The sequence below is a fragment of the Demequina soli genome (genome assembly GCF_000971195.1).
In the GTDB taxonomy this organism is placed as follows: domain Bacteria; phylum Actinomycetota; class Actinomycetes; order Actinomycetales; family Demequinaceae; genus Demequina; species Demequina soli.
In genome coordinates this window covers 183,342-206,215 of record NZ_BBLZ01000004.1, presented here as the reverse complement: position 1 = coordinate 206,215, position 22,874 = coordinate 183,342, and the positions used below count along the sequence as shown (strand labels likewise).

Annotated in this window: 29 protein-coding genes; 15 read left to right on the top strand and 14 right to left on the bottom strand. The window is 72.9% G+C overall.

Annotation, left to right across the window (positions count from 1 at the left end; all coding sequences use genetic code 11):
* Positions 1-33: 33 nt before the first annotated feature.
* On the bottom strand, positions 34-561 hold the full coding sequence (locus AOM04_RS10070) for a MarR family winged helix-turn-helix transcriptional regulator (protein ID WP_062464654.1): 528 nt from the start codon (positions 559-561) through the stop codon (positions 34-36).
* A 114-nt stretch (positions 562-675) separates the two neighbouring features.
* Between AOM04_RS10070 and AOM04_RS14600 the strand changes: the two genes are divergently transcribed.
* The 8 genes from AOM04_RS14600 (at position 676) to AOM04_RS10035 (ending at position 7,956) form a co-directional block, all read left to right on the top strand.
* Complete coding sequence (locus AOM04_RS14600) at positions 676-825, top strand: hypothetical protein (protein WP_156160690.1); 150 nt, start codon at positions 676-678, stop codon at positions 823-825.
* A gap of 21 nt (positions 826-846) precedes the next feature.
* Positions 847-1,485, top strand: coding sequence for a CDP-alcohol phosphatidyltransferase family protein (locus tag AOM04_RS10065; protein WP_062464653.1), 639 nt, complete (start codon positions 847-849; stop codon positions 1,483-1,485).
* A 31-nt stretch (positions 1,486-1,516) separates the two neighbouring features.
* Positions 1,517-1,939 (top strand): FHA domain-containing protein, encoded by a 423-nt coding sequence (locus AOM04_RS10060; protein ID WP_062464652.1) that lies wholly within the window; start codon positions 1,517-1,519, stop codon positions 1,937-1,939.
* Between the two features lie 3 nt (positions 1,940-1,942).
* The gene (ftsR, locus tag AOM04_RS10055) at positions 1,943-2,674 is read left to right on the top strand and encodes a transcriptional regulator FtsR (protein WP_062464651.1); all 732 of its coding nucleotides are present in this window, start codon (positions 1,943-1,945) and stop codon (positions 2,672-2,674) included.
* Positions 2,675-2,769: 95 nt separating this feature from the next.
* Complete coding sequence (locus tag AOM04_RS10050; RefSeq protein ID WP_062464650.1) at positions 2,770-3,339, top strand: MerR family transcriptional regulator; 570 nt, start codon at positions 2,770-2,772, stop codon at positions 3,337-3,339.
* Positions 3,340-3,456: 117 nt separating this feature from the next.
* The gene (locus AOM04_RS10045) at positions 3,457-6,990 is read left to right on the top strand and encodes a pyruvate carboxylase (protein WP_439645073.1); all 3,534 of its coding nucleotides are present in this window, start codon (positions 3,457-3,459) and stop codon (positions 6,988-6,990) included.
* 50 nt (positions 6,991-7,040) lie between these two features.
* A complete protein-coding gene (locus AOM04_RS10040) occupies positions 7,041-7,568 on the top strand; it encodes a flavodoxin domain-containing protein (RefSeq protein WP_062464648.1) in 528 nt (175 codons plus the stop codon).
* Between the two features lie 199 nt (positions 7,569-7,767).
* Positions 7,768-7,956 (top strand): hypothetical protein, encoded by a 189-nt coding sequence (locus AOM04_RS10035; RefSeq protein WP_062464647.1) that lies wholly within the window; start codon positions 7,768-7,770, stop codon positions 7,954-7,956.
* Between the two features lie 24 nt (positions 7,957-7,980).
* On the opposite strand, the gene AOM04_RS10030 is transcribed toward AOM04_RS10035, so the two are convergent.
* Complete coding sequence (locus AOM04_RS10030) at positions 7,981-9,285, bottom strand: NAD(P)-binding protein (RefSeq protein ID WP_062464646.1); 1,305 nt, start codon at positions 9,283-9,285, stop codon at positions 7,981-7,983.
* Positions 9,286-9,341: 56 nt separating this feature from the next.
* Between AOM04_RS10030 and AOM04_RS10025 the strand changes: the two genes are divergently transcribed.
* Both AOM04_RS10025 and AOM04_RS10020 read left to right on the top strand, forming a co-directional pair.
* Positions 9,342-9,686, top strand: coding sequence for an ArsR/SmtB family transcription factor (locus AOM04_RS10025; protein WP_062464645.1), 345 nt, complete (start codon positions 9,342-9,344; stop codon positions 9,684-9,686).
* On the top strand, positions 9,683-10,435 hold the full coding sequence (locus AOM04_RS10020; protein ID WP_062464644.1) for an aquaporin: 753 nt from the start codon (positions 9,683-9,685) through the stop codon (positions 10,433-10,435). Before AOM04_RS10025 ends, AOM04_RS10020 begins: the two co-directional genes overlap by 4 nt.
* On the opposite strand, the gene AOM04_RS10015 is transcribed toward AOM04_RS10020, so the two are convergent.
* Complete coding sequence (locus AOM04_RS10015) at positions 10,408-10,986, bottom strand: putative periplasmic lipoprotein (RefSeq protein WP_062464643.1); 579 nt, start codon at positions 10,984-10,986, stop codon at positions 10,408-10,410. The two genes, AOM04_RS10020 and AOM04_RS10015, sit on opposite strands and share 28 nt — an antisense overlap.
* 10 nt (positions 10,987-10,996) lie before the next feature.
* Positions 10,997-11,650 carry an IMPACT family protein gene (locus AOM04_RS14595; protein WP_062464642.1) on the bottom strand — a complete coding sequence of 218 codons (654 nt, stop codon included), beginning with the start codon at positions 11,648-11,650 and terminating at the stop codon, positions 10,997-10,999.
* A 36-nt stretch (positions 11,651-11,686) separates the two neighbouring features.
* On the opposite strand from AOM04_RS14595, the gene AOM04_RS14590 reads away from it, so the two are divergent.
* Positions 11,687-12,376 carry an ABC transporter ATP-binding protein gene (locus tag AOM04_RS14590; protein ID WP_062464641.1) on the top strand — a complete coding sequence of 230 codons (690 nt, stop codon included), beginning with the start codon at positions 11,687-11,689 and terminating at the stop codon, positions 12,374-12,376.
* Positions 12,366-13,886, top strand: a complete 1,521-nt coding sequence (locus AOM04_RS10000) for a hypothetical protein (RefSeq protein ID WP_062464640.1) — start codon at positions 12,366-12,368, stop codon at positions 13,884-13,886. Before AOM04_RS14590 ends, AOM04_RS10000 begins: the two co-directional genes overlap by 11 nt.
* 10 nt (positions 13,887-13,896) lie before the next feature.
* Here AOM04_RS10000 and AOM04_RS09995 read toward each other — a convergent pair whose 3' ends face one another.
* From AOM04_RS09995 to AOM04_RS09985, 3 genes are all read right to left on the bottom strand, one after another.
* Positions 13,897-14,304 carry a hypothetical protein gene (locus tag AOM04_RS09995; protein WP_062464639.1) on the bottom strand — a complete coding sequence of 136 codons (408 nt, stop codon included), beginning with the start codon at positions 14,302-14,304 and terminating at the stop codon, positions 13,897-13,899.
* A gap of 103 nt (positions 14,305-14,407) precedes the next feature.
* Positions 14,408-15,424, bottom strand: a complete 1,017-nt coding sequence (locus AOM04_RS09990; RefSeq protein WP_062464638.1) for a hypothetical protein — start codon at positions 15,422-15,424, stop codon at positions 14,408-14,410.
* A 108-nt stretch (positions 15,425-15,532) separates the two neighbouring features.
* Positions 15,533-16,237, bottom strand: coding sequence for an N-formylglutamate amidohydrolase (locus tag AOM04_RS09985; protein WP_062464637.1), 705 nt, complete (start codon positions 16,235-16,237; stop codon positions 15,533-15,535).
* Positions 16,238-16,440: 203 nt separating this feature from the next.
* Here AOM04_RS09985 and AOM04_RS09980 point away from each other — a divergent pair, with 203 nt between their 5' ends.
* Entirely contained in the window at positions 16,441-17,082 is a 642-nt protein-coding gene (locus AOM04_RS09980; protein WP_062464636.1) for a class I SAM-dependent methyltransferase, read from the top strand.
* Positions 17,083-17,177: 95 nt separating this feature from the next.
* Here the strand turns inward: AOM04_RS09980 and AOM04_RS09975 are convergent, their stop codons facing one another.
* The 3 genes from AOM04_RS09975 to AOM04_RS09965 are packed head-to-tail and all read right to left on the bottom strand — an operon-like array spanning position 17,178 to position 18,418.
* Positions 17,178-17,597: a type II toxin-antitoxin system VapC family toxin gene (locus AOM04_RS09975; RefSeq protein WP_062464635.1), complete on the bottom strand. Its 420-nt coding sequence runs from the start codon at positions 17,595-17,597 to the stop codon at positions 17,178-17,180.
* On the bottom strand, positions 17,597-17,836 hold the full coding sequence (locus AOM04_RS09970) for a type II toxin-antitoxin system Phd/YefM family antitoxin (protein ID WP_062464634.1): 240 nt from the start codon (positions 17,834-17,836) through the stop codon (positions 17,597-17,599). The genes AOM04_RS09975 and AOM04_RS09970 overlap by 1 nt, the downstream gene beginning before the upstream one ends.
* 33 nt (positions 17,837-17,869) lie before the next feature.
* The gene (locus AOM04_RS09965; RefSeq protein WP_062464633.1) at positions 17,870-18,418 is read right to left on the bottom strand and encodes a MarR family winged helix-turn-helix transcriptional regulator; all 549 of its coding nucleotides are present in this window, start codon (positions 18,416-18,418) and stop codon (positions 17,870-17,872) included.
* A gap of 79 nt (positions 18,419-18,497) precedes the next feature.
* Between AOM04_RS09965 and AOM04_RS09960 the strand changes: the two genes are divergently transcribed.
* On the top strand, positions 18,498-19,400 hold the full coding sequence (locus AOM04_RS09960; protein WP_062464632.1) for an EamA family transporter: 903 nt from the start codon (positions 18,498-18,500) through the stop codon (positions 19,398-19,400).
* Here the strand turns inward: AOM04_RS09960 and AOM04_RS09955 are convergent.
* Together AOM04_RS09955 and AOM04_RS09950 are read right to left on the bottom strand one after the other, a co-directional pair.
* Positions 19,390-19,782, bottom strand: coding sequence for a type II toxin-antitoxin system VapC family toxin (locus AOM04_RS09955; protein ID WP_062464631.1), 393 nt, complete (start codon positions 19,780-19,782; stop codon positions 19,390-19,392). The genes AOM04_RS09960 and AOM04_RS09955 overlap by 11 nt on opposite strands.
* Positions 19,782-20,012, bottom strand: a complete 231-nt coding sequence (locus AOM04_RS09950) for a type II toxin-antitoxin system Phd/YefM family antitoxin (RefSeq protein WP_062464630.1) — start codon at positions 20,010-20,012, stop codon at positions 19,782-19,784. Before AOM04_RS09950 ends, AOM04_RS09955 begins: the two co-directional genes overlap by 1 nt.
* 172 nt (positions 20,013-20,184) lie before the next feature.
* Here AOM04_RS09950 and AOM04_RS09945 point away from each other — a divergent pair, with 172 nt between their 5' ends.
* The gene (locus AOM04_RS09945) at positions 20,185-20,517 is read left to right on the top strand and encodes an RNA polymerase-binding protein RbpA (RefSeq protein WP_062464876.1); all 333 of its coding nucleotides are present in this window, start codon (positions 20,185-20,187) and stop codon (positions 20,515-20,517) included.
* A gap of 45 nt (positions 20,518-20,562) precedes the next feature.
* On the opposite strand, the gene AOM04_RS09940 is transcribed toward AOM04_RS09945, so the two are convergent.
* Together AOM04_RS09940 and lnt are read right to left on the bottom strand one after the other, a co-directional pair.
* Positions 20,563-21,306 carry a polyprenol monophosphomannose synthase gene (locus tag AOM04_RS09940; RefSeq protein WP_062464629.1) on the bottom strand — a complete coding sequence of 248 codons (744 nt, stop codon included), beginning with the start codon at positions 21,304-21,306 and terminating at the stop codon, positions 20,563-20,565.
* Positions 21,303-22,829: an apolipoprotein N-acyltransferase gene (gene lnt, locus AOM04_RS09935; RefSeq protein WP_082104565.1), complete on the bottom strand. Its 1,527-nt coding sequence runs from the start codon at positions 22,827-22,829 to the stop codon at positions 21,303-21,305. Before lnt ends, AOM04_RS09940 begins: the two co-directional genes overlap by 4 nt.
* Between the last annotated feature and the right edge of the window lie 45 nt (positions 22,830-22,874).

The window sequence follows — 22,874 nt, the reverse complement described above, 5'->3', positions numbered from 1 at the left end:
GTCAGCGGACCGGGCAGGGGAGGCTCACGGAGGTCAGAGCGACGCGCGCACGTCGCCGGCGTGAAGCCCGAGCGCGTCGCCGATGCGGTCGATCTCGGCCTGGCAGCTGCTGGCGGGCGAGGCGTCGAGCACGCGCAGCGCGGCGCGCCCCACCACCACGGCCTCGTCCGCCGGGATGACGTCGATGAGGCCGCGCTGGAGGTGGTCGGCGAAGATCGGCAGACCAGCCGCGAGCGCGTCGCGGCCGCCGTCGGCCATCTCGATCCACGTGCCCCGGTGGTCCTCGCTGCACGAGAAGCGGCGCACGAGCCCGCGCGCCTCCATCCGCGACACATGGTGCGAGATCCGCGACTTCTCCCACCCGAGCATCTCGCCGAGCGAGCCCGCGCGCAGGCGGCCGTCGTCGGAGGCGTCGAGCGCCATGAGGATGTCGAGATCGGGCACCGAGATGCCCACCTGGGCCTGGAGGCGCTGGTCGAGCCCGGCCACCAGGCGCCGTCCCATGAGCGCGAGGGCGCGCCAGAGCGCGAAGTCGCGAGGGGCGAGGCCGGCGGGGGTCATGCCCCCCATGGTAGAGGTGCCGACCGGGCGTGTCACGGAGGCCCGCAGGGCTCGCGGGAGCCGGGGCCCCGGCCTAGGCTGAAGAGGTCCCCTGGAGCACCGACGGAGGCGATCATGAACGACGACAGCGTCCTGGACACGCGCCGGTACAAGTTCGAGCAGATCAAGGCGAAGGAGCTCGCGCGCGGCGCCAGCGAGGACGAGGCGACCCGCATCGCGGCCGAGACGGTCGACAAGGTGATGGAGCAGGAGGCGGAGTCCTGACCCACCCCTAGACTGTCGGGCGTGGAAGCCGCCGAGAACCCGCACGCCGGGCACCCCGTCGCCCCGACGGCCATCTGGACGGTGCCCAACGCGATCAGCATGGTGCGCCTGGTGCTCATCGTCGTGTTCGGCACCCTGCTCACGCTCGAGAAGGACGGCTGGGCCATCGTCGCGCTGGCCGCCGCGGGTGTGTCGGACTTCCTCGACGGATTCCTCGCGCGCCGCTGGCACCAGGTGACGCAGCTCGGACGCCTGCTCGACCCGGCGGCGGACCGGCTGCTCACCGCCGTCGTGATCGTCGGCTTCGCGATCCGCGGCATCGTGCCGTGGTGGCTCGTCGCGGTCCTGCTCGCGCGCGACCTCGTGGTCGGCACCGCGCTGCTCGTCGCGCACGGCCGCCACGTCGAGTCGCCGCAGGTGACCTACGTCGGCAAGCTCGCGACGGCGCTGCTGTACCTGTTCCTGCCGCTCGCGTACCTCGTGGTCGTCGCGGTGCCGGACTGGCGCGCGCTGCACGGCCTCGCGATCGCGGGCACGTGCGTCGCGGCCGTCCTGTACTGGTACGCCGGCATGGGCTACGTCCGGGATCTGCGTGCGAGGACGCGTGCGCGCAACGCCGTCGAAGACGTTAGGCAGGAGGGCACGGCGGGCCTAGGATGAGGGGCGACCCGCACGAGCCGAAGGAGGCGTCATGACGTATGACGAGAGCCCCGTCGAGCGCACGATGTCGCTCGACTCCGCGACGCCCGTGGACGAGGGAGCACCTCACCGCCTGAGCTCTCAGGACACGACCGCCGTCGAGGCGCTCGGCCCGGACCACGCGCTCCTGATCGTCCACCACGGCCCCAACCTGGGAGCCCGGTTCCTGCTGGACGTCGACGTCACCACCGTCGGGCGTTCCGTGAAGTCGGACATCTTCCTCGACGACGTGACCGTGAGCCGCGAGCACGCTCAGTTCGTGCGCGACGGGCACGCGTTCTACGTGAAGGACCACGGCTCGCTCAACGGGACCTACGTCAACCGCGAGAACGTGAGCGAGCGGAGGCTCGAGTCGGGCGACGAGGTGCAGATCGGCAAGTACCGCCTCACCTTCTACCCGGGCGCGCAGGCCTGACGGATGGCTGAGGCCGCCCACCGCGCGGCCGGTCCGGCCGACACGCCCGCAGCTCCCGGCGTCGCCCAGCCCGGCACCTGGCCGCACGCGCTGTCCCACGAGCCGATGCTGCGCGTCGGCGACGTGCTGGGCCTCGTGCAGCGCCAGTTCCCCGCGCTCACCACCTCCAAGCTGCGTTTCCTGGACACGAGCGGGCTCGTGTGCCCGCAGCGCACGGCGTCGGGCTACCGCCAGTACTCGCCGGCCGACGTCGAGCGCGTGCGCTTCGTGCTGCGTCAGCAGCGCGACCATTACCGCCCGCTCACCGTCATCCGCGAGCAGCTCGACGCGCTCGACGCCGGGCTCCTGCACGAGCCCGTCACGCTCGCCGAGATCGACGATGCGCCCGACGACTACCTGGCGGCCGTCGTCGTCGCGGAGCGTGGGGGGGTGACCGTCGACACGCTGCGCGAGCTGGTCGACGCGGGCATCCTCGCACCGTCCGTGCCCGACGGCTACGACCCGGACGTCCTCACCGTCGTGGTGGCCGCGGCCGCGTACCTCCACGCGGGCGGCGACGTGCGCTCCCTGCGCACGCTCGTGCTCGCGGCGCGTCGCGAGGCGGACCGCGCGGCGGCGGCGGCGCTGCCCCTGCGTCGGCACGGCGGGGGACAGGCGGAGGCCGCGGAGGCGGAGTTCGGCGAGGCGGCGATCGCGGCGTTCTCCGCCATCGTGCGCCAGTCGGTGGGAGGATAGGCGGGGACACCCGCGCGACACGTGCCCGCGGTCGTTGACCCGGCCACCCGCCGGCCCTAACGTTTGAGTGCAGGTTGAACCTAGTAGGAGGACTGATGACCGACCAGCCCGGCCACCGAATGCCTCCTCGGCTCGATCAGGGCGTGCTCTTCGACGACGGCCTGACCGCGCTCGACGAGAACGCCGGGTACCGCGGTCCGACCGCCTGCAAGGCCGCCGGCATCACCTACCGCCAGCTCGACTACTGGGCCCGCACCGGGCTCGTCGAGCCCACCGTGCGCTCCGCGACCGGATCGGGCACGCAGCGCCTGTACGGCTTCCGCGACATCCTGGTGCTCCGCGTGGTCAAGCGCCTGCTCGACTCGGGCGTCTCGCTCCAGCAGATCCGCACCGCCGTCGAGCATCTGCGCGAGCGCGGGGTGGAGGACCTGTCCCGCATCACCCTCATGTCCGACGGCGCCTCGGTCTACGAGTGCACCTCGGACGACGAGGTCATCGACCTCGTGCAGGGCGGCCAGGGCGTGTTCGGCATCGCGCTGGGCAAGGTGTGGCGCGAGCTTGAGGGATCGCTGTCCGCCCTCCCCGCCGACCGTGCGGACGATGCACGCGTCGCCGCGGTCGACGAGCTGGCCGAGCGCCGCGCGCGCCGCAGCCAGGCCGGCTGAGCCCGCCCGCGCATCGTCCCGGCGCCCGCCTCCACGGTGCGCCCCTCCACACCGATTCGGCATCGGTGACCGCTCCACTCGCGGTTCGCGACGCGAGTTGCAGATCTGCATCGATTCATGCCCCCGCGCGTGTGGAGCGTGGTCGGGCGAGAGCACCCGAAGCGGCGCCGTCTCACCTGGTGGAACGCGGCTGACCCCGGTCTCGAAACCTGGCAGGATGTCCCCAACGACGAAGGGAAGCACATGTTCGCCAAAGTCCTCGTGGCAAACCGCGCAGAGATCGCCGTCCGGGCCTTCAGGGCCGCCGTGGAGAACGGTGCCGCCACCGTCGCGGTGTTCCCCTACGAGGACCGCATGTCCGAGCACCGCGTCAAGGCCGACGAGTCCTATCAGATCGGCGAGGAGGGCCACCCGGTCAAGGCCTACCTCGACATCGAGTCCATCCTCGCGGTCGCGAAGCAGGCCGGCGCCGACGCCGTCTACCCGGGCTACGGCTTCCTGTCCGAGAACGTCGAGTTCGCGCGCCGCTGCGCCGAGGAGGGCGTGACGTTCGTCGGCCCGCCGCCGGAGGTGCTCGCGAAGGCCGGCGACAAGGTCGCGGCGCTCAAGGCCGCGCGCGAGGCGGGCGTGCCCGTGCTCGACTCGTCCGAGCCGTCGCGCGACATCGACTTCCTCGTGGGCGAGGCGGACCGCATCGGCTACCCGGTGTTCGTCAAGGCCGTCGCGGGCGGCGGCGGGCGCGGCATGCGCCGCGTCGAGCGCCGCGAGGACCTCGTCGAGCTGCTCGAGGCCGCGATGCGCGAGGCCGAGAACGCGTTCGGCGACCCCACAGTCTTCCTCGAGCAGGCCGTGCTCGGCCCGCGCCACATCGAGGTGCAGATCCTCGCGGACGGCCACGGCAACGTGGTGCACCTGTACGAGCGCGACTGCTCGCTGCAGCGCCGCCACCAGAAGGTCGTGGAGATCGCGCCCGCGCCGGCGCTCGACCCCGCGATCCGCGACGCGCTGTGCGCCGACGCGGTGAAGTTCGCCCGCAGCCTGGGATACGTCAACGCGGGCACCGTCGAGTTCCTCCTCGCGACCGAGGGCGAGCGTGCGGGCCAGCATGTGTTCATCGAGATGAACCCGCGCATCCAGGTCGAGCACACCGTGACCGAGGAGGTCACGGGCATCGACCTCGTGAGCTCGCAGCTGCGCATCGCGGCGGGCGAGAGCCTCGAGGACCTGGGCATCCGCCAGGACGACGTCCGCGTCACCGGCTTCGCGATCCAGACGCGCATCACGACGGAGGACCCGGCCAACGGGTTCCTCCCCGACACGGGCCGCATCGTCGCGTACCGCTCGCCGGGCGGCGCGGGCATCCGCCTCGACGGCGCGACCGGCATGGCGGGCAACGTCATCACCGGCCACTTCGACTCGATGCTGGTCAAGCTCACGTGCCGCGGCCAGGACTTCGCGACGGCCTCGCGCCGCGCGCTGCGTGCCCTCGCCGAGTTCCGCATCCGCGGCGTCACGTCGAACATCCAGTTCCTGCGCGCGGTGCTGTCGCACCCCGAGTTCCAGGCGGGCGGCGTCACCACCGCGTTCATCGAGCGCCACCCCGAGCTGCTCGACGTCGCGACCACGCCCGACCGGTCGACCAAGCTGCTGGCCTTCCTGGGCCACACCACGGTCAACCGTCCGTTCGGCGAGCACGCGGAGACCTTCGTGCGTCCCGCCGACAAGCTGCCGACCATCGACCTGGACGCCGAGCCGCAGGCCGGCTCGCGCCAGCGCCTGCTCGAGCTGGGCCCCGAGGGCTTCGCCAAGGCGCTGCGTGAGCAGAGCCAGCTGGCCGTCACCGAGACGACGATGCGCGACGCGCACCAGTCGCTCCTCGCGACCCGCGTGCGCACCTACGACCTGCTCGCGGCGGCCGGCCACACGGCCCGCATGACCCCCGAGCTGCTCTCGGTCGAGTGCTGGGGCGGCGCGACCTACGACGTCGCGATGCGCTTCCTGTCCGAGGACCCGTGGATCCGCCTCGAGGACCTGCGCGCGAAGATGCCCAACATCGCGCTGCAGATGCTCCTGCGCGGCCGCAACACGGTCGGCTACACGCCGTACCCGGACGAGGTCGCCCGCGCCTTCGTCGAGGAGGCCGCCGCCACCGGCATCGACATCTTCCGCATCTTCGACGCCCTCAACGACGTCGACCAGATGCGGCCGGCGATCGAGGCCGTCCGCGCCACGGGCACCGCGGTCGCCGAGGCGACGCTGTGCTACACGGGCAACATGATCTCGCCGAGCGAGAAGCTGTACACGCTCGACTACTACCTGCGCCTCGCGGACCAGCTCGTCGAGGCCGGCGCGCACATGCTCGCCATCAAGGACATGGCGGGCCTGCTGCGTCCCGCGGCTGCGTTCATGCTGGTGTCCGCGCTGCGCGAGCGCTTCGACCTGCCGGTGCACCTGCACACGCACGACACCGCGGGCGGCCAGATCGGCACGCTCCTCGCTGCCGCCGAGGCGGGCGTCGACGCGGTCGACGTCGCCAACGCCGCGATGGCGGGCACCACGTCGCAGCCTCCGATGTCGGCGCTCATCGCGGCGCTCGAGCACACCACGCGCGACACCGGCATCTCGCTGGCCGCGGCGCAGGACCTCGAGCCGTACTGGGAGTCGGTCCGCCGCCTGTACGCACCGTTCGAGTCCGGCCTGCCGGGTCCGACGGGCCGCGTCTACCACCACGAGATCCCGGGCGGCCAGCTGTCCAACCTGCGCCAGCAGGCGATCTCGCTGGGCCTCGCGGACAAGTTCGAGGCGATCGAGGACATGTACGCCGCCGCGAACCGCATCCTCGGCAACCTCGTCAAGGTCACCCCCTCGTCGAAGGTGGTCGGCGACCTCGCCCTCCACCTCGTCGCGAACGACGCCGACCCGGCCGACTTCGAGGAGAACCCCGACAAGTACGACCTGCCCGACTCCGTCATCGGCTTCCTCGCGGGCGAGCTGGGCGACCCGCCCGGCGGCTGGCCCGAGCCGTTCCGCACCAAGGCGCTCCAGGGCCGCACCATCGAGCGGAAGATGGCCGAGCTCACCGAAGACGACCGCCACGTCCTCGCGCAGGAGGGCGAGCCGCGGCGCCGCCGGCTCAACCACCTGCTGTTCGCCGGGCCGGCCAAGGAGTTCGACCAGGCGATCGACAAGTACGGCGACATCTCCGTCATCGACACGTTCCACTACCTCTACGGCCTCACCGAGGGCTCGGGCGAGGAGGCGGTGATCGAGCTGCACCGCGGTGTCAAGCTCATCGCGTCGATCGAGGCGATCGGCGAGCCGGACTCCCACGGCGAGCGCACCGTCATCTTCAACTTCAACGGCTCCATCCGGCCGCTCCAGGTCCGCGATCTGTCCGCCAAGGTCGACGTGGTCGAGCGCGAGCGCGCCGACTCGTCGCGGCCCGGCCACATCGCGTCGCCCTTCACCGGCCTCGTCACGCCGCGCGTGGCCGAGGGCGACGAGGTCGAGGCTGGCCAGACCGTCGCGGTCATCGAGGCCATGAAGATGGAGTCCTCCATCACGTCGCCCGTCGCGGGCACGGTCCAGCGGGTCGTCATCGGGGGATCGCAGTCCCTCGCGGGCGGCGACCTGGTCCTCGTGATCGAATAGCTCCTGTCGGGGACCATCGTCCCGTCGGTGCGTGCCGGCACCACGGGACGATGGATCCGCACACCCCGGAGGAGGTCACCATGAAGGTGCTGGTAGCTGTCGGATCCAAGTACGGAGCCACGCGCGAGGTCGCGCGGCGCATCGCGGACGAGCTCCGCGAGCGGGGCTTCGAGGTGGATCTTCAGGACGCATGCGACGTGCAGGGCGTCCACTACTACGAGGCGGTCGTGCTCGGCTCGGCCGTGTACGGCGGGCTGTGGCGCCGCGACGCCTCGTACCTGGTCAAGGAGCACCTCGCGGAGCTCAAGGCCAAGGACGTGTGGCTGTTCTCGGTCGGCATGGAGACCGTGGTCGAGCCCGGCCAGCCGCTCGACGAGGCCGACGGCTTCGCGCGCGACATCGACGCCCACGACCACGCCCGCTTCCCCGGCGCGCTCGACTGGGACAAGCTCAACGTCGGCGAGAAGGCCCTCATCAAGGTCCTCAACCCGCCCAAGGGCGACTTCCGCGACTTCACCGCGGTGCGTGAGTGGGCCGCCGGCGTCGCGGACCAGCTGGAGTCCATCGCCGCGCAGTAGCGCATCTCACATCCGCGTCACGAAGGCCGTTCCCCCTGGTGGGAGCGGCCTTCGTCGCGAGCGGGCGGGGGACGATGCGACACCCGGCCAGGGTGGCCGGCCGCCGCTCCGCGCGGGGGTAGGTTGGAGACAGGTCCCCACCTGGCAGCGAGGCCGGTGCGACCCATCGTGCCTCGCCGAACGACTCAACGGAGAGTTCATGTTCACCGCAACCGCGGCCGCGACCACCCTCATCGCGGCGACCCCTGCCACCTCGCACGCCTTCGAGCCGGGCTTCTACCTCATGATCCTGCTCGTCCTGGGCGGGGTCGTCGGGACCATCACCACGGCGGTGCAGAACCGCCACCGCAGGCACCGTGGCCTGCCGCGCGGCGTCCGGCTGCGCTGAGGCGCGCGCGGCCCGCGGGGGAGGTCAGCAGCAGCCGCCGTCGGCGGTCGAGCACACGCCGGTCTCCGGCAGGACGAGCTCGACCGCGAGGGCCGAGGCGACGTCCCCCGCGAGCCACGCGACCACCGAGCGCACCTGCTCGTAGCCCGTCTTGAGCAGGAACGTCGGGGCTCGACCGTAGGACTTCATGCCGACGATGAACAGACCCTGCTCGGGGTGCGCGAGCTCGCGGTAGCCGTGCGGCTCGACCGTGCCGCACGAGTGCTCGTTGGGGTCGATCATCGGCGCGAGCCGGCGGGGCGCCTCGACGATCTCGTCGAGCTCGAGCCGGACCTCGCGGTACATGTCGAGCGCGGGGCGGAAGCCCGTCGCGTTCACCACCAGGTCGGTGCGGTGCTCGGCGAGCGACCCGCCACGCCGGCCCACCAGCACGACGTCGTCCCCGTCGCTCCGCGCGCCCACGGTCTCGAAGCCGTCGAGCAGCGTGACCCGGCCGTCGGCGACGGCGCGGCGGGCACGCACGCCGAGCGACGCGCGCCCGGGCAGCCCGTCCGTCTCCGCGTCGGTGACCCGGTCGGGGGAGGCGGAGCGGATCGCCCACGTGACGGTGGCACCGGGCTCGTCGCGCGCGAGCGAGGCGAGCGCGATGACGGTGTTGGCGGCGGAGTGGCCGGCGCCCACCACCGTCGTGCGGCGGCCCGCGAAGACGGCGCGGTCGGCACCAAGCACGTCGGGCAGCGCCGGCAGCACCCGGTCCGCCACCTCGGCGAGGCCCGGGAGCGTCAGGCCGTTGGATGCGAGCGCGTTGGGGGTGAGCCAGCTGCCGGACGCGTCGATCACGGCCCGGTACGCGCCATCCGCGACGGCTCCCGACGCATCGAGCGTGCGCACGGTGAACGGCGCGCCGGCGCGACCGCGCGTGCGGGTGCGGTCCATACCCTCGCGCGCGACGTCGGTCACGGCGACGCCGAGCCGGATGCGCTCGGCGATGCCGGGGAGCGCGGCCAGCGGCGCGAGGTAGCCCGCGACGAGCTCGGCGCCCGAGGGGGCGCGGTCGGGCTGGTCGAGCGACCAGCCGTGCGCCTCGAGCAGCTCCTGCGCGACGGGGTCGACGAGGTGGCGCCAGGGCGAGAACAGCCGCGTGTGACCCCACGCGCGCACGCTAGCCGCCACGGTGTCGCCCGCCTCGAGGACCTCGAACGGGAGGCCGCGGCGCAGCAGGTGCGCGGCGGCCGCCAGCCCGACCGGCCCGGCTCCGATGATCGCGATCGGGAGGTGGGCGTTCGCGAGGCCCGTCGAGGGGCGCGGGGTGAGGTCGATCAGGGTCATGCCCGGAGTGTGCCTGCCTCTATCGATGACTGTCAATATCGACTACTGTCGATGTCATGACCGAGATCGAGCTCACCGACGTGTCCGCCGCGTGCGCCACGTCGCTGGTCGGCGAACCGCTGACCGAGGAGGCCGCGGCGGAGCTGGCCCACACGATGAAGGCGCTCGCCGACCCGGCGCGGCTGCGGCTGCTGTCGATCGTGGCGGCGTCCGCCGGGGGAGAGGCGTGCGTATGCGACCTCACGGAGCCCGTGGGGCTCAGCCAGCCGACCGTGTCCCATCACCTCAAGGTGCTGACGGATGCGGGCTTCCTCAGCCGTGCGAAGCGGGGCACGTTGGCGTACTACGCGCTCGTGCCCGGCGCCCTCGACCGGGTGTCGCGCGCGCTGGGCACGGCGTGAGCGGCGCACGGGCGCGCGCGCTCGGGGCGGAGCTCCTCGGCACGGCCCTGCTCGTGACGGTGGTGGTGGGCTCCGGCATCGCCGCGGCGTCGCTGTCGCCGGGCGACGTGGGCCTCCAGCTGCTCGAGAACGCGATCGCGACCGCGCTGGGTCTCACGGTGCTCATCCTCATGCTCGGCCCCGTCTCGGGCGCGCACCTCAACCCGGTGGTGTCGCTGGCCGACTGGTTCCTCGGGCGCCGCGCGGGTCGCGGCCTCACGCTCGGCGAGGTGGGCGGTTACGCGATCGCCCAGGTGCTCGGCGGGATCGCGGGCGCGGTGCTCGCGAACCTCATGTTCGACGTGCCCACCGCGATCTCGACGACCGCACGCGCGACCGGCCCGCACCTGCTCGCTGAGGTGGTCGCGACCGCGGGCCTCGTGCTGATCATCTTCGCGCTCGCCCGGTCGGGTCGCGGGGCCCTCGCGGCGCCCGCCGTCGGCGCATACATCGGTGCGGCCTACTGGTTCACCAGCTCGACCTCGTTCGCGAACCCCGCGGTGACCGTCGGCCGCGTGTTCTCCGACACGTTCGCGGGCATCGCGCCGGCGTCCGTCGCGCCGTTCATCGCCGCCCAGCTGGTCGGCCTCGCGGTGGGCGTCGCGCTCACCCTCGCGTTCTACCCGCACGCCGGCGAGGCCGCCGACGCAGTGGTGGTGCCCCCCGAGGCGGACGACGCCGGTCAGATGCCGGTGGTGCAGTCGTCGTAGGCGGCGCGCGCGACCTCGAGGTGCAGGCGCGCGTGCGAGGCGAACTCGTGGATGGTGTCCAGGTCGCTCGACTCGAGCGCGAGCGTCGCCCAGCCGATGAGGCGCTGCGGGTGCGAGGACAGCCCGGGGAACGTGTTGAGGTCCGCGCGCCACTCCTCGATCGCGGCGACCGCCTGGTCCCACCGCTCGCTCGGCCGCTCCCAGGAGCCGCCGAGGACGTCGCGCTCGACGCACGCGTTGACGGCCGGGTCGCGCACCAGTCCCGGCTGGCCATCACGCCCGGGCAGCAGGCCGACGGCCACCGCGCCGAGCGTCTCGCCGTCACCGTCCGCGTCGCCGTAGAACGGCGCGTCGGGCCCGAGCACGAGGTTGCGGGCGGCCTCGGCGGCGGCGTGCGCCTCCGCGGGGGTCGCGGCGTCGGCCCAGTCCGCGACGGCCTGGTCGACCTGCGCGAGGCGCGCGGCGATGTCCTCGGGCATGTCCGAGGCGGGGGAGGGCGTGCAGGCGGCCAGCAGCATGGCCGGGACCAGGAGGACGAGCGCACGCCGCATGCCGCCCATGCTAGCGAGCGGGCAGGTCGACGATGCGGGTCTCGCCCGCGCGCGTGGTCAGCGCCCCGGCGGCGAACGCGCCGAGGTCCGCGTCGAGCACCGGGACGTCCTCGGGCGGCACCCACACGGCGAGGCGCGCCTGGGTGCCGTACTCGGGGGCGTCGAGCACCGCATCGTGCGTCTCGACCCACTGGTGGAGGAACGCGAGGACGCGGCCCGCCTCCGCATGCGGCACGTCGACGGCGACCGCCGTGCGCGGCGCCCGATGGACGAGGCTCGCGACATCGAGGGTCTCGGCGACCGCGCTCCCGTAGGCGCGGACCAGGCCGCCCGCACCGAGCTTGACGCCGCCGAACCACCGGCTCACCACGGCCACCACGTCGGTGACGTCGCGGCGGCGCAGCACCTCGAGCATCGGCACGCCGGCCGTGCCTGCCGGCTCGCCGTCGTCGTTGCTGCGTTGACGGTCGCCGTGGGTGCCGACGATCAGCGCCGTGCAGTGGTGGCGCGCATCCCAGCGTTGCTTGCGGATCCGCGCGATGACCGCATCGGCCTCCTCGACGGACCCGGCGGGCGCGAGGTGGGTGAGGAAGATCGACCGCTTGATCTCCAGCGTGTGCTCGACCGGCGCCGCGATGGTGCTCGGAAGAGGGGCGGAGGTCACGCAGGCAGGGTAGCGCGGGCCCTAGGGTGGGGAGTCGTGGCCAAGAAGAAGAGCAAGGTGCAGCAGCCGGCGGAGGACGTCGTGATCCAGGTCCGCGGCGTGACCGCGGAGATCGGCGAGGTGCCGGTGCTCGCGAAGGTGTCGTTCACGGCGCGCGAGCACCAGGCGGTCAAGCTGGTGGGCGCCAACGGCGCGGGCAAGACGACGCTCCTGCGCGTGCTCGCGGGCACCCTCAAGCCCAAGACGGGCACCGCGATGGTCGGCGGCGCGCCGGCCGACGAGAAGGACCCCACCTTCCGGGCCCTCGTCGCGGCGCTCATCGGCACCCCGCCGCTGGCGCACAACCTCACGCTGGCCGAGCACTTCGCGCTCATCGGGCTGTCGTGGGGTCTCGGCTCCGAGGAGGCGCGCGGGCGCGGTGGGCGAGTGCTCGACGCGTTCGGCGTGGGCGCCCTCGCGAGCCGGTTCCCGCACGAGCTGTCCTCCGGCCAGGCGCAGATGGCCGCCCTCGCGCTCACCCTCACGAGGCCGTGCGACGTGATCCTGCTCGACGAGCCCGAGCAGCGGCTCGACGCCGAGCGCGTGCTGGTGCTCGCCGAGCTGCTCGAGGCCGAGCGCGAGGACGGGGCGACGCTCGTCATCGCGAGCCACAGCGAGGCGCTCCGCGACGCGCTCACGGGCCCGACCGTCTCCCTGACCGAGGTGCGCACCACGCATGGCGACTGACCAGCTGGGCGCCTTCTGGCGCCAGTACCGGCACCGCCAGTCCGGCACGGGCGCGGGCGGCGTCGTGTACGCCATCTACGTCACCACCCTCGCGGTGCTCATCTACGGCGGCCCCGCGGTGCGCCGCCTCGGCGGCGCGCTGCACAGCCCCGACGTCGTGACATCCCTGGTCGCGCCGGGCACGGCCACGGCGCTCGGCGCCGCGCTGGGATCCGCGCTCGTCGCGGCCTTCGTCGTGGGCACCACGCGGGGCCCCGCGGTGATGCGCCCGTTCGTGGTCCACGCGCTCGTCACGTCCGACATCCCGCGCCGCCGGATCTTCCGTGGGCCGATGCTGCGGTCCACCCTGGCGCTCGTCGGGCTGTCGGTCGCGGTGTCGGCGGTCCTCCTGATCCCGCTCGCGGACGCGAAGGCGATGACCTGGGGCGCGCTCGGGGTCGGCCTCGCCGCCTCCGCGCTGTACGGGGTGCTGCTCGCGGGGGCGTGGCTCGCGGGCCAGGCCGCGACGGGTGCCGTCGTGTGGGCGGTGCCGACCGTGCTCGTCGCCCTCATCGGCCTCGGCGCGGCGGTGCCCACCGTGGGCGACGCGATGCCGTGGTCGTGGGCCGCCGCGACCTGGCCCGACGGGTCGGGCGCCGTCCCGGTCGTGCCGCTCGTCGGCCTGGGCGTGCTCGCCGTCGTCGTCGCGGCCGCGGTGCCGCTCCTGCTCGGCACGCTCGCGGGTCCCGCGCTCGTGGAGCAGGCGCGCCGCTGGGAGGGTGCGACCGTCGCGGCCACCACCGGCGACCTCGCCACCGCGATGGGCAGCTTCCGGGCCGCCCCGACGCTGGGGCGCCGCTGGCGGCTGGTGCGGGGCGCATCGTTCACCGTCGCGGTGGTGCGCGCCGACCTCGCGGCGACCCTGCGCATGCCCCTGCGCGCGCTGGTGGCGGCGCTCGCGCTCGGCGGCGGCGGATGGCTGCTGGCGTCCGCGCCGGACGCGCCCGGGCTGCTGCACTGGGCGCTCGCCATCGCGGCGTCGCTCCTGGTGTTCGTGGGGTTGGGGCCGCTGAGCGACGGCCTGCGTCACGCGGTGCTCGCGGTGACGACGCCGCGGCTGTTCGGGATGTCGGACGATGCGCTGGTGCTGTCGCGCACCTGGGCCCCCTTCCTCGGCGGCACGGTGGTGGCCGGGGGAGCGGCCGCGGTCTCGGCGCTCACCCGCGGCGACGCGTGGTGGCCGGCGGTCGCGTTGACCGTGGTGCTGGTGGGCGTGCTGACCGTGGTGCGGCTCGACGGCGCCGCGAAGGGCTTCCCTCCGCTGTGGCTCACGGCTCCGGTGGTGACGCCGATGGGCGACCTGTCCGTGGTCGGCACGGTGCTGTGGCAGGTCGACGCGGTGATCGTGTCGGCGATCGTGGGGGCGGCGATGCTTGCCCTGTGGACGGGCTCGTCGGTGGGCACGGTCCTGCTCGTGGCGGTGGTGGGGTTCTCGCTGATCCAGTGGCGGGCGCGCCTGCGCAAGCTGTGAACGGGGCGGGTCAGGCCGGGGCGGCGCCCGACAGCCGGCGCTCGAGGATGGCCTGCGCGACCGAGCGCACCATCGCGGACCGGTCGTCGGCCAGGCGCTCGAGCGTGACGAGGTCCATGCGCGGATGACGGGCGACGGCCAGGCGCACCTCGACGGCGAGGTGGCGGGCCAGGAGTCTGATCACGGACGACGGCGCGGCGGGGTTCTCGCCGAGCATCTCGCACGTCTCCGCGTCGGCGCGGCGCGCGGTCTCGAGCATCGCGCGAGGCGGCAGGGACGGGTGGCGCACGGCGGCGTGACGGACCCGGGGCACCGCGTCGTGGGCGAGGGCCGTGAGCAGGGTGGGGCAGGCGTCCGCGTCCGCGGCGGCAAGCGCGCGCAAGGCCGGATCGGGGGAGGCGGGGGCGGTCGGCGTCATGTCACGACAGTACGGACGGGGGAGGGGCCGCGCCAGGGACCACCGGCCCACGCGCCCGGGGCCGCCTCGCCAGTCGACGAAGCGCCCCGAACGCCGGCCCCCGCTACTTGACGAGCGTGAAGCCGTCGTGATCGAAGAAGTCGACGGACACGTCCATCGTGAGGTCGTCGGGGTCGCTCACGCCGTAGGCGATGGTGAAGGTGACCTTCCGCCCGGGCTGGACCGAGGTGGACGGGGAGCCGTCCACGTCCTTGGCGCTGTCGAAGACCTGCTCGGCCTCACGGTCGCCGGAAGCGACCGTGGCGTTGAAGCCCGACGGGTCGAAGGCGGCGTCGGTGCCGTTGTCGATGGTGACATCGAACGCGACGAAGTGATCACCTTGTGCGTAGGCGGAGTCGCTCGGCTCGTACGCGGTGGGCGCACCGATGGTCACGGACAGGCCGTCGTCGTAGACGTGCGCCTCGCCGAACGCACCCGTCGCGTCGCTCGACGCGGCGCTCGCATCGGCGCCGTCGCCGGCCGTGTTGTCCGTGTAGGTGCCGTCGTCCGGCCCCATCTCCATCTTGATCGACCAGCCTGCCGGCGCGACGAAGTCGTCGTCGGAGTCGGCCTGCGACAGCGCGGCGGACCAGAACGCATCGGCGTCGAGCTGCTCGTCGCCGTCCCACGTGGTGATCCGCACGAAGGCGCCGTCGGCGACCACCACGAGGCCGTCGTCGCCGAAGATGTTCAGCATCGCGGCGCCGTCCGCGCCGTCGCCGAGCGAGTCGCCGATCACGGCGTTCATGTCGATGCCGTCGAGGAAGCCCTGCTCCTTGATGCAGTCGCCGAGGTCGGTGCCGAGGTCGAGCGGGCTGTCGGCATCGGTGTTCCACGGCGCCTGGATCGCGAGCACCTCGCCGTCGGCGGAGAGGGTGAAGTCGCCGTCCGCGCACTCGTCGACCACCCTCTGCGCGGCGGTGCGGGCGTCAGAGCTCTCGGTGGTGGTGCCCGCGGGCGTCGCGGCGTCGCCCGCCGATCCGTCGGCGGCATCGCCGGAGCTGCAAGCCGTGAGCGCGGTCAGCGCGAACACGCCGCCCGCGACGATCGAGGTGGCGCGGCGCGCGGTGAGGCTGGTCATGGTGGGGTCCTCCCGGTAGGTGATGAAGCACGGTCGGCCGCGGCTGATGCGACCGACGGGCGATTCTTTCACCGATACAAGTATCGTCACCGGGACCTAGGGAGGGGTTCAGGCCGCGTCGCGCAGGTGCTCCTCGACGACCGTGAGCGCGCGCGACAGGGCGGCGGCGCCGGGGGCCGCCTCCTGGTCCTCGGGGCTGCGCCAGCGCGCGGCCACCTCGATCTGCAGGCCCGCGAGGCCGAGGTGCCGCTGGGCGAGGCTCGTGACGGTGTAGTGCGGGCTGGCGTCGAAGGGGGAGTCGACGGCGACGGTGAAGGGCTCGAGCTCGGCGCGCAGGATCTCGACGGCGAGGTTCTCGAGCGTGCCGGGGTGGGGTCCGGTGCCGAGGCAGAAGTCGGGACCGTGGTGGTCGCCCATGCCGTGGATGTCGATGAGCATGCGCGCGGGCTCGCGGAGCTCGCGCAGGTGGCGGGTGAACTCGTCATCGCGCTCGTCCCACGTGTCCCACTCGGTCCGCCCGCCCGTCGACACCACCGCCGACACGTGCGCAACCTCGCTCGCGAGGAGCGTGAGCGATCCGGTGTGGAGGTCGGCCGCCTTCATGGTTCCGGCGCGGTAGTGCGGGGTGCCGTGCGGGGCGGTGAGCACCACCGCGGTCCCGCGATCGACCAGGAGGGCGGGCCCGTCCTCGCGACGAACCTGGTGGCGCGCCGTGCCGAACTCGGTGGCCAGCTCGCGCCAGCGAGAGGAGATCTCGACAACGTCGGCCAGGGGCTCGATCAGGGTCGTCTGGGCCTCGTCTGTGTGGGTCATCGGCGGTTTCTCCAGCCTTCTCAGGGTGGTCTGCACACGTGGTCCGAAGTGACCAGGATACCGGCTCGCGCCCGCTACCAGGCATAACGTCGATCCTCGGCGTGGTGCGGGATGCGCGCGAGAAGGCTCCGGGGGTGGCGCCGACGATCTGAGACTCCTGGTAGATACGCGGTTGCGGCGGGGGAGGGGCCTACTCTGGCGCCATGGATTCACGCCGCCTCGCGCAGACGCGAGCGGGCTACGACCCGGTGGCGCGGGCCTACGCGGCGAGCCTCCCGGACACGAGCTTCGAGGCGCAGCAGGACATGGCGATGGTCGATCGGTTCGCGGGCGAGCTGCCGCCGTCGGCGACGGTGCTCGACGCGGGTTGCGGCGCGGGCCGCATGCTCGCCTACGTTCGCTCGCGCGTTGCGGGGGTGACGCTCGCGGGAGTCGACCTGTCCGCGAGGATGCTGGACGAGGCGCGGCGAGCCGACCCGCTCGCGGAGCTCACGGTCGCGGACATCGCGGACCTGCCGTACGCCGACGACTCCGTTGACGGAGTCCTGGCGTGGTACTCGATCATCCATACGCCGTCGGGCGACCTCCCGGCACTGGCAGCCGAGCTCCACCGGGTGACGCGTCCCGGTGGCGTCGTGCTGATCGGATTCCAATCGGGAACCGGGCGGCGCGAGATCGCCGGTGCGTACGGCCACGACGTGGCGCTCACGGCGTTCCTGCATCGCACGGCGGACGTCGCGGATGCTCTCGTCGCCGCCGGGTTCGCGATCGACACCGTGCTCGACCGGGAGCCGAGAACGACCGAGCGGCATCCTCAGGGATTCGTGTTGGCGCGAGCACGGTGAGGGAGGGCCCCTCCCGGCGCGCTTCACCCTTGAGTTGACATAATGCGCATTATCGGCGTTCTGTCAGGCGAGGCGAGCGGGGTCGGCGACGTGCCTCACATGGGCCGCCACGGATCGACCACCGCAACGCCGAGCCTCTCGAAGTCCCGCACATTGCGCGTGACCACGGCCAGCCCGTGCGCAGCCGCCGTCGCGGCGATCAGTGCATCGACCACCGGCGCGGGATCCGGCACCTGGAGCTGCGCCGCTCGCTCCGCGACGTCGGCGTCGACGGCCAGGACGCGCCCGGCGAACGCCGGTGCCACCTGCGTGTCGAGCCACCTGCGGAGGCTCGCTCCCTGCGCGGGATCCGTCCGCTCTCGCTGCAGCACCCCGCGCTCGAGCTCGTACAGACACATCGCCGACGTGTGCATGAGCTCCGGCGGCTGCCCATCGGCCCACGCGAATACGTGCATGTTCACGCTCGAGCGCGCCTTGCGAAGCTCTGAGATCACGTTGGTGTCGACCAGGAACATCACAGGTCCACGGGGCGTGCCTCGAGGGCCGCGCGGGGCGGGTCGAAGTCGATGTCGCTGTCCGTGCTCAGTGCGCGTGCGAGCGACTTCCCGCGCGTGTGGGATGCGAACTCGTCATATGCGAGCAGCACGTACGCCGCACGTCCACGGTTGGTGATGATGACTGGGCCACCGGAGTCCGCGGCACGCATCGCCGCCGAGGGATTCTGGTTGAACTCCCGCGCGCTGATGGCGTTCATGACGGCCACCTCCTCTGTAGTGACATCACTACATTAAGCCGGCGTCTCGCCTTCCGACAAGGCGTGCACCGCATCGTCCGCCGTGTCGCCCAGCACGCGACCCAGCGCCTGGAGGCCGCTGAGCAGGTCGGCCCGATCCGCCCCGCTCAGCCCCGCCAGGATGCGCGTCTCGTTGGCGGCGTGCGCGTCATGCGTGGCCTCGTGAGCCGCGCGGCCGGTCTCGGTGAGGCGCACACGGACGATGCGCCTGTCGGCCTCGTCACGATGTCGCGTGACGAACCCGCGCGCCTCGAGCCGCTGGATGCGATGCGTCGTGGTGCCCGACGTGATGAGCAACGCGCGATCCAGCTCGCCGGGCGTGAGCTCGTACGGCGCACCGGACCGCCGCAACGCCGACAGCACGTCGAACTCCCAGGACTGCAGGCCGTGCTCGGCGAACACCCGGTCGAGCCGCACCTGGACCAGCGCCGCGTAGCGCGACAGCCTGCCGATCACCGCAAGCGCGCTCACGTCGAGGTCGGGACGCTCGCGCGCCCACGCCTCGAGGATGCCGTCGATCGCGTCTGCCTCCCGTGAAACCATGCGCCCATCCTGCCAGCGGAATATCTTGACGTCGAGATACGTCTATTATCTTGACTTCAAGATTTATCGGACGGCTCTCATGACTCCCACGCGCACCCTCGCCCTCACCTCGCTCGCGCCGCTGGTGTGGGGCACCTCCTACCTCGTCACCACCGAGCTCCTGCCGGACGGACGACCGCTGCTCACCGCGACCCTGCGCGCCCTGCCCGCCGGACTCGTCCTGCTGGCGATCACCCGGACCCTCCCCCGCGGCGCCTGGTGGTGGAAGGCGACCGTCCTGGGCACCCTCAACATCGGTGCGTTCTTCGCGCTCATGTTCGTGGCGGCGTACCGCCTCCCCGGCGGCGTCGCCGCGACCCTCGCCGCCGTGCACCCGCTGCTCGTGACCGCCCTGGCAGGCGCGGTGCTCCACGAGAGGGTCGCTCCCCTGGCGCGCGCCGCGGCCGGCGCGGGCGTGATCGGCGTCGCCATGCTGGTCCTCACTCCCGGCGCCCGGATGGACGCGTGGGGCGTGCTCGCGGGGCTCGGCTCGGCGGCGGCGACCGCCTCGGGCGTGCTGCTGACCAAGCGCTGGGGGCGGCCGGTCCCGCTGCTCGCCTTCACGGGCTGGCAGCTGGTCGCAGGCGGCCTCGTGCTCGTGGTCCCGACCCTTCTCCTCGAGGGGCCACTCCCCCACCTCACCGGCACGAACCTGCTGGGCTATGCGTGGCTCGCCATCCCGGGCACCGCGCTGGCGTATCTGGCCTGGTTCTCCGGCATCCTCAGGCTCCCCGCGAGCCGGGTCAGCCTGCTGAGCTTCCTCACGCCGCTGACGGCGGGGGTCTTGGGCTGGGTCCTGCTGGGCCAGGCGCTCGCGCCGCTGCAGCTGGCCGGCGCGGCACTGATCCTCGTCGCGGTCGGCGTGGGCGCGTACGCGAGCCGACCCGCGCATCGTCCCGTGCCGGAGGGGCGCCCGACGCGGGAGCCCGCGCTCACGCGCTGACGACGCGGACCGGCTCCCCGTAGCCTGCGAGCTTCATGTCGACCGTGACGAGCGGGAGGCGCTCGACGCGGGCCTGAGCGACGAGCACCCGGTCGAACGGGTCGCGATGGATGCCAGGCAGCGCACGGACTTCCGCGGCGTGCTCGCCCGTGATGGCGACCTCCTCGAAGCCGTTGGCGAGCAGGCCGCGGCGAAGCGCCGCCGGCTCGACGTCGAAGTCGGGACGCCCGAGATCCGCCTTGATGGCCACCTCCCAGATGCTTGCCGCGGAGAAGCACGGCTCGGTCGAGTCCGCGAGGGCGACGGCGCGGAGGTCGCCGGCGAGGCGAGGGTGGTCCGTCGCGATCCAGAGCAGCACGTGGGTGTCGAACAGCGTGCGCATCACCTTCCCTCGAACAGGGCGACGGCGTCGTCGACCCCCCAGTCGTCGAAGTCGTCGGGGATGGTCGCCGCGAGGAAGCCGACCCGCGCGGGCGTCGCCGGCGCGTCGACCGGCACCAGGCGCGCGACCGGCACGCCGGCGCGGGCGATGACGATGGTCTCGCCACCCTCGGTCGCGGCGACGAGGCGCGACAGCTGCGTCTTCGCCTCATGGATGTTGACCGTGCGCATGGCGCGGACCTCCTCGGGAGTGGACTAAGGCTGCTTGGCTAAGTCTAACGCGGCGCCCCGCCGCGTCCACCCTTGCCTCGGCGACCCGATTCCCACCCCGAACCAGGAACAACTCACCCGCTACGCTCGTTATGTCCGCGTGCAGGCGCCCGCCTGCGGGAAGGAGGACGCCATGGCTGACCGCGCGCTTCGAGGGATGCGACTGGGTACCCAGTCGATGGAATCGATCCACAACGCCGAGCTCGCCGAGCGCATCGAGGTCCACTACGACTGCCCCAACGGGCACGTGGTGTCGATGCCGTTCTCGGTCGAGGCGGACGTCCCCCTCTCGTGGGAGTGCCACTGCGGCGCCCTCGCGCTGCTGAGGGACGGCGACCGCCCCGAGCCCAAGGAGGTCAAGCCCCAGCGCACCCATTGGGACATGCTGCTGGAGCGCCGGACCATCCCCGAGCTGGAGGAGCTGCTCGAGGAGCGACTCGAGCTTCTCCGCGCCAGCCGGCGCTAGATCCCGAGAGACGTCACGGGCCCCGTCATCCGGCGGGGCCCGTTCTCATGCCCGGGAACGTCCGGGCAGCAGGTCGGCGAGCTGGTGGGCACGATGCGCGACGCCCCACGCGGTGACCTTCACCAGGGCCTCGCGGATGATCGCGCCGCTCATCTTGGACTCCCCCGCCTCCCGCTCGACGAACGTGATGGGCACCTCCGCGACCGTGCCGCCCGCGCGCAGCACGCGCCAGGCCATGTCGATCTGGAAGCAGTAGCCCTGCGACTCGACGTCGCCCAGCGCGAGGCGGCGCAGCACGTCGGCGCGGTAGACGCGGAAGCCGGCCGTCGCATCGTGCACCCTCAGGCCCAGCGCGAGCCGCACGTACGTGTTCGCGCCCGTGGACAGCAGCAGGCGGTGGCGCGGCCAGTTGACCACGCTGCCGCCGGGGATCCAGCGGGAGCCGATCACCAGGTCGGCGGACGATGCGCGCGCGAGCAGGGTGGGCAGGTCCCGTCCGCGGTGGGAGCCGTCCGCGTCCATCTCGCACAGCAGGTCGTAGCCGCGGTCAAGCCCCCACGCGAAGCCGGCGAGGTAGGCGGCGCCGAGCCCGTTCTTGGCGGTGCGACGCAGGACGTGGATGCGGCCGTCCGTCTCTGACGCGGCCTGCGCCCAGTCGCCGGTGCCGTCGGGCGAGCCGTCGTCGACGACGAGGATGTCGACCTCGGGCGCGGCGCCGTGGACGGCCGAGATCTGGCGCGGCAGCGACTCGCGCTCGTTGTAGGTGGGGATGATGACGAGGGTCCTCACCAGTCGTACCTCGCGGCGATGCGGGCGCGGATCGCGAGGCCCGCGATCAGGGCCGGGACCAGGAGGAACGCCCAGCCGGTGAACCAGCCGACGCGGGTCGCGGGCGTGAGCGACGTGCGCAGGCCGACACGCTCGACCATGTGGTCGGCGGTGAAGAGCTCGGTCTCGTCGACGATGCGCCCGGACGGGTCGACCACGGCGCTCACGCCGACCGTGGAGATCTGGATGGCCCAGCGGCCGGACTCGATCGCGCGCATGCGGGTCATCTGGAGCTGCTGCGTGCTCTCGGCGGTGCGGCCGAACGTGGCGTTGTTGGTGGGCACGATGAGGAGCTCGGCGCCCTTGGCGACGGCGTCGCGCACGATCGAGTCGTAGGCGACCTCGAAGCAGATGGGGGTCGCGACGCGTACCGCGCCGTCCTTGAACGGCACGTCGATGACGGCAGGCCCGGTCCCGGGGAGCATGTCGGTGACCTGGTCCACGATGGGCGCGAACAGGCGCGCGATGCTGCGCATGGGGACGTACTCGGCGAACGGCGCGGGCCGCTGCTTCGAGTACGTGTCGAGCACGGTGCCGTTCTTCCCGTACAGCAGCATCGTGTTGTAGCGGCCGTTCACTGGCGTGTAGTCGACGGTGCCGAGCAGCAGCGGCGCGTGGACGGCCGCGATGGCCTCCTGGACGGCCGCGTCGGACTCCGCGTCCACGCGGGGGTCGATGTCGGTGGCGTTCTCGGGCCACACCACCAGGTCGACGGGGTTGTCGGCGATGTCCTCGGCGAGGCGCTTGGTCTCCGCGAGGTGGTTCTCGGTGACGAGCCGCGCCTGGGCGAACGACTCGAGCCCCAGGTCGGGCACGTTGCCCTGGACGGCCGCCACGCGCATCGTCCCATCCTCCGCCTGGTTGTCGAGCGGGACCAGCCAGCCAGCGCCCAGGACGCCGAGCGCGAGCACGGGGGCGAGGGCCGCGATCACGAGGCGGCGGGTGCGTGCCGCCTCCCACGCGAGCCCGAGGAGGGCTCCGGTGAGCACGGCCGCGAACGTGACCAGCGGGACGCCGCCGAGCCAGGCGAGGCGCGCGAGCGGCACGTCCGGGAACGCGTAGCCGATGCGACCCCACGGGAAGCCGCCGAACGGCACCAGGCCGCGCAGCTGCTCCGCGGCGACCCACAGGCCGGCGAAGACGAGCGTCTCGGCCCAGCGGTGCGCGTCGAGGATGCCGGAGCGGCGCACGTGCGCCCACGCGCCGGCCATGAGCGCCCACGCGACCGCCTCGGCGGCGCTCAGCGCGATCCACGGGATGGCGCCGACCGCGAAGTCGGCCCACCACAGGTGCGGCAGCATGAACACGAACCCGTACACCCACCCCAGGCCGCAGGCCCGCCACGCGGTGGCGCCCTCGAGCACCCACCACAGGACGGCGACCGAGACGGGCGCGAGCGCCCACCAGCCGGTGTCGGGGAAGGCCAGGTTGAGGGCGAACCCCGCGGCGGCGGCCAGCAGGAGGTTCCTCAGTCCGGTCAGCACCAGGCAACCCTATGCGGTTCCGGGTGGTGCGGCGTGCAGGCATGC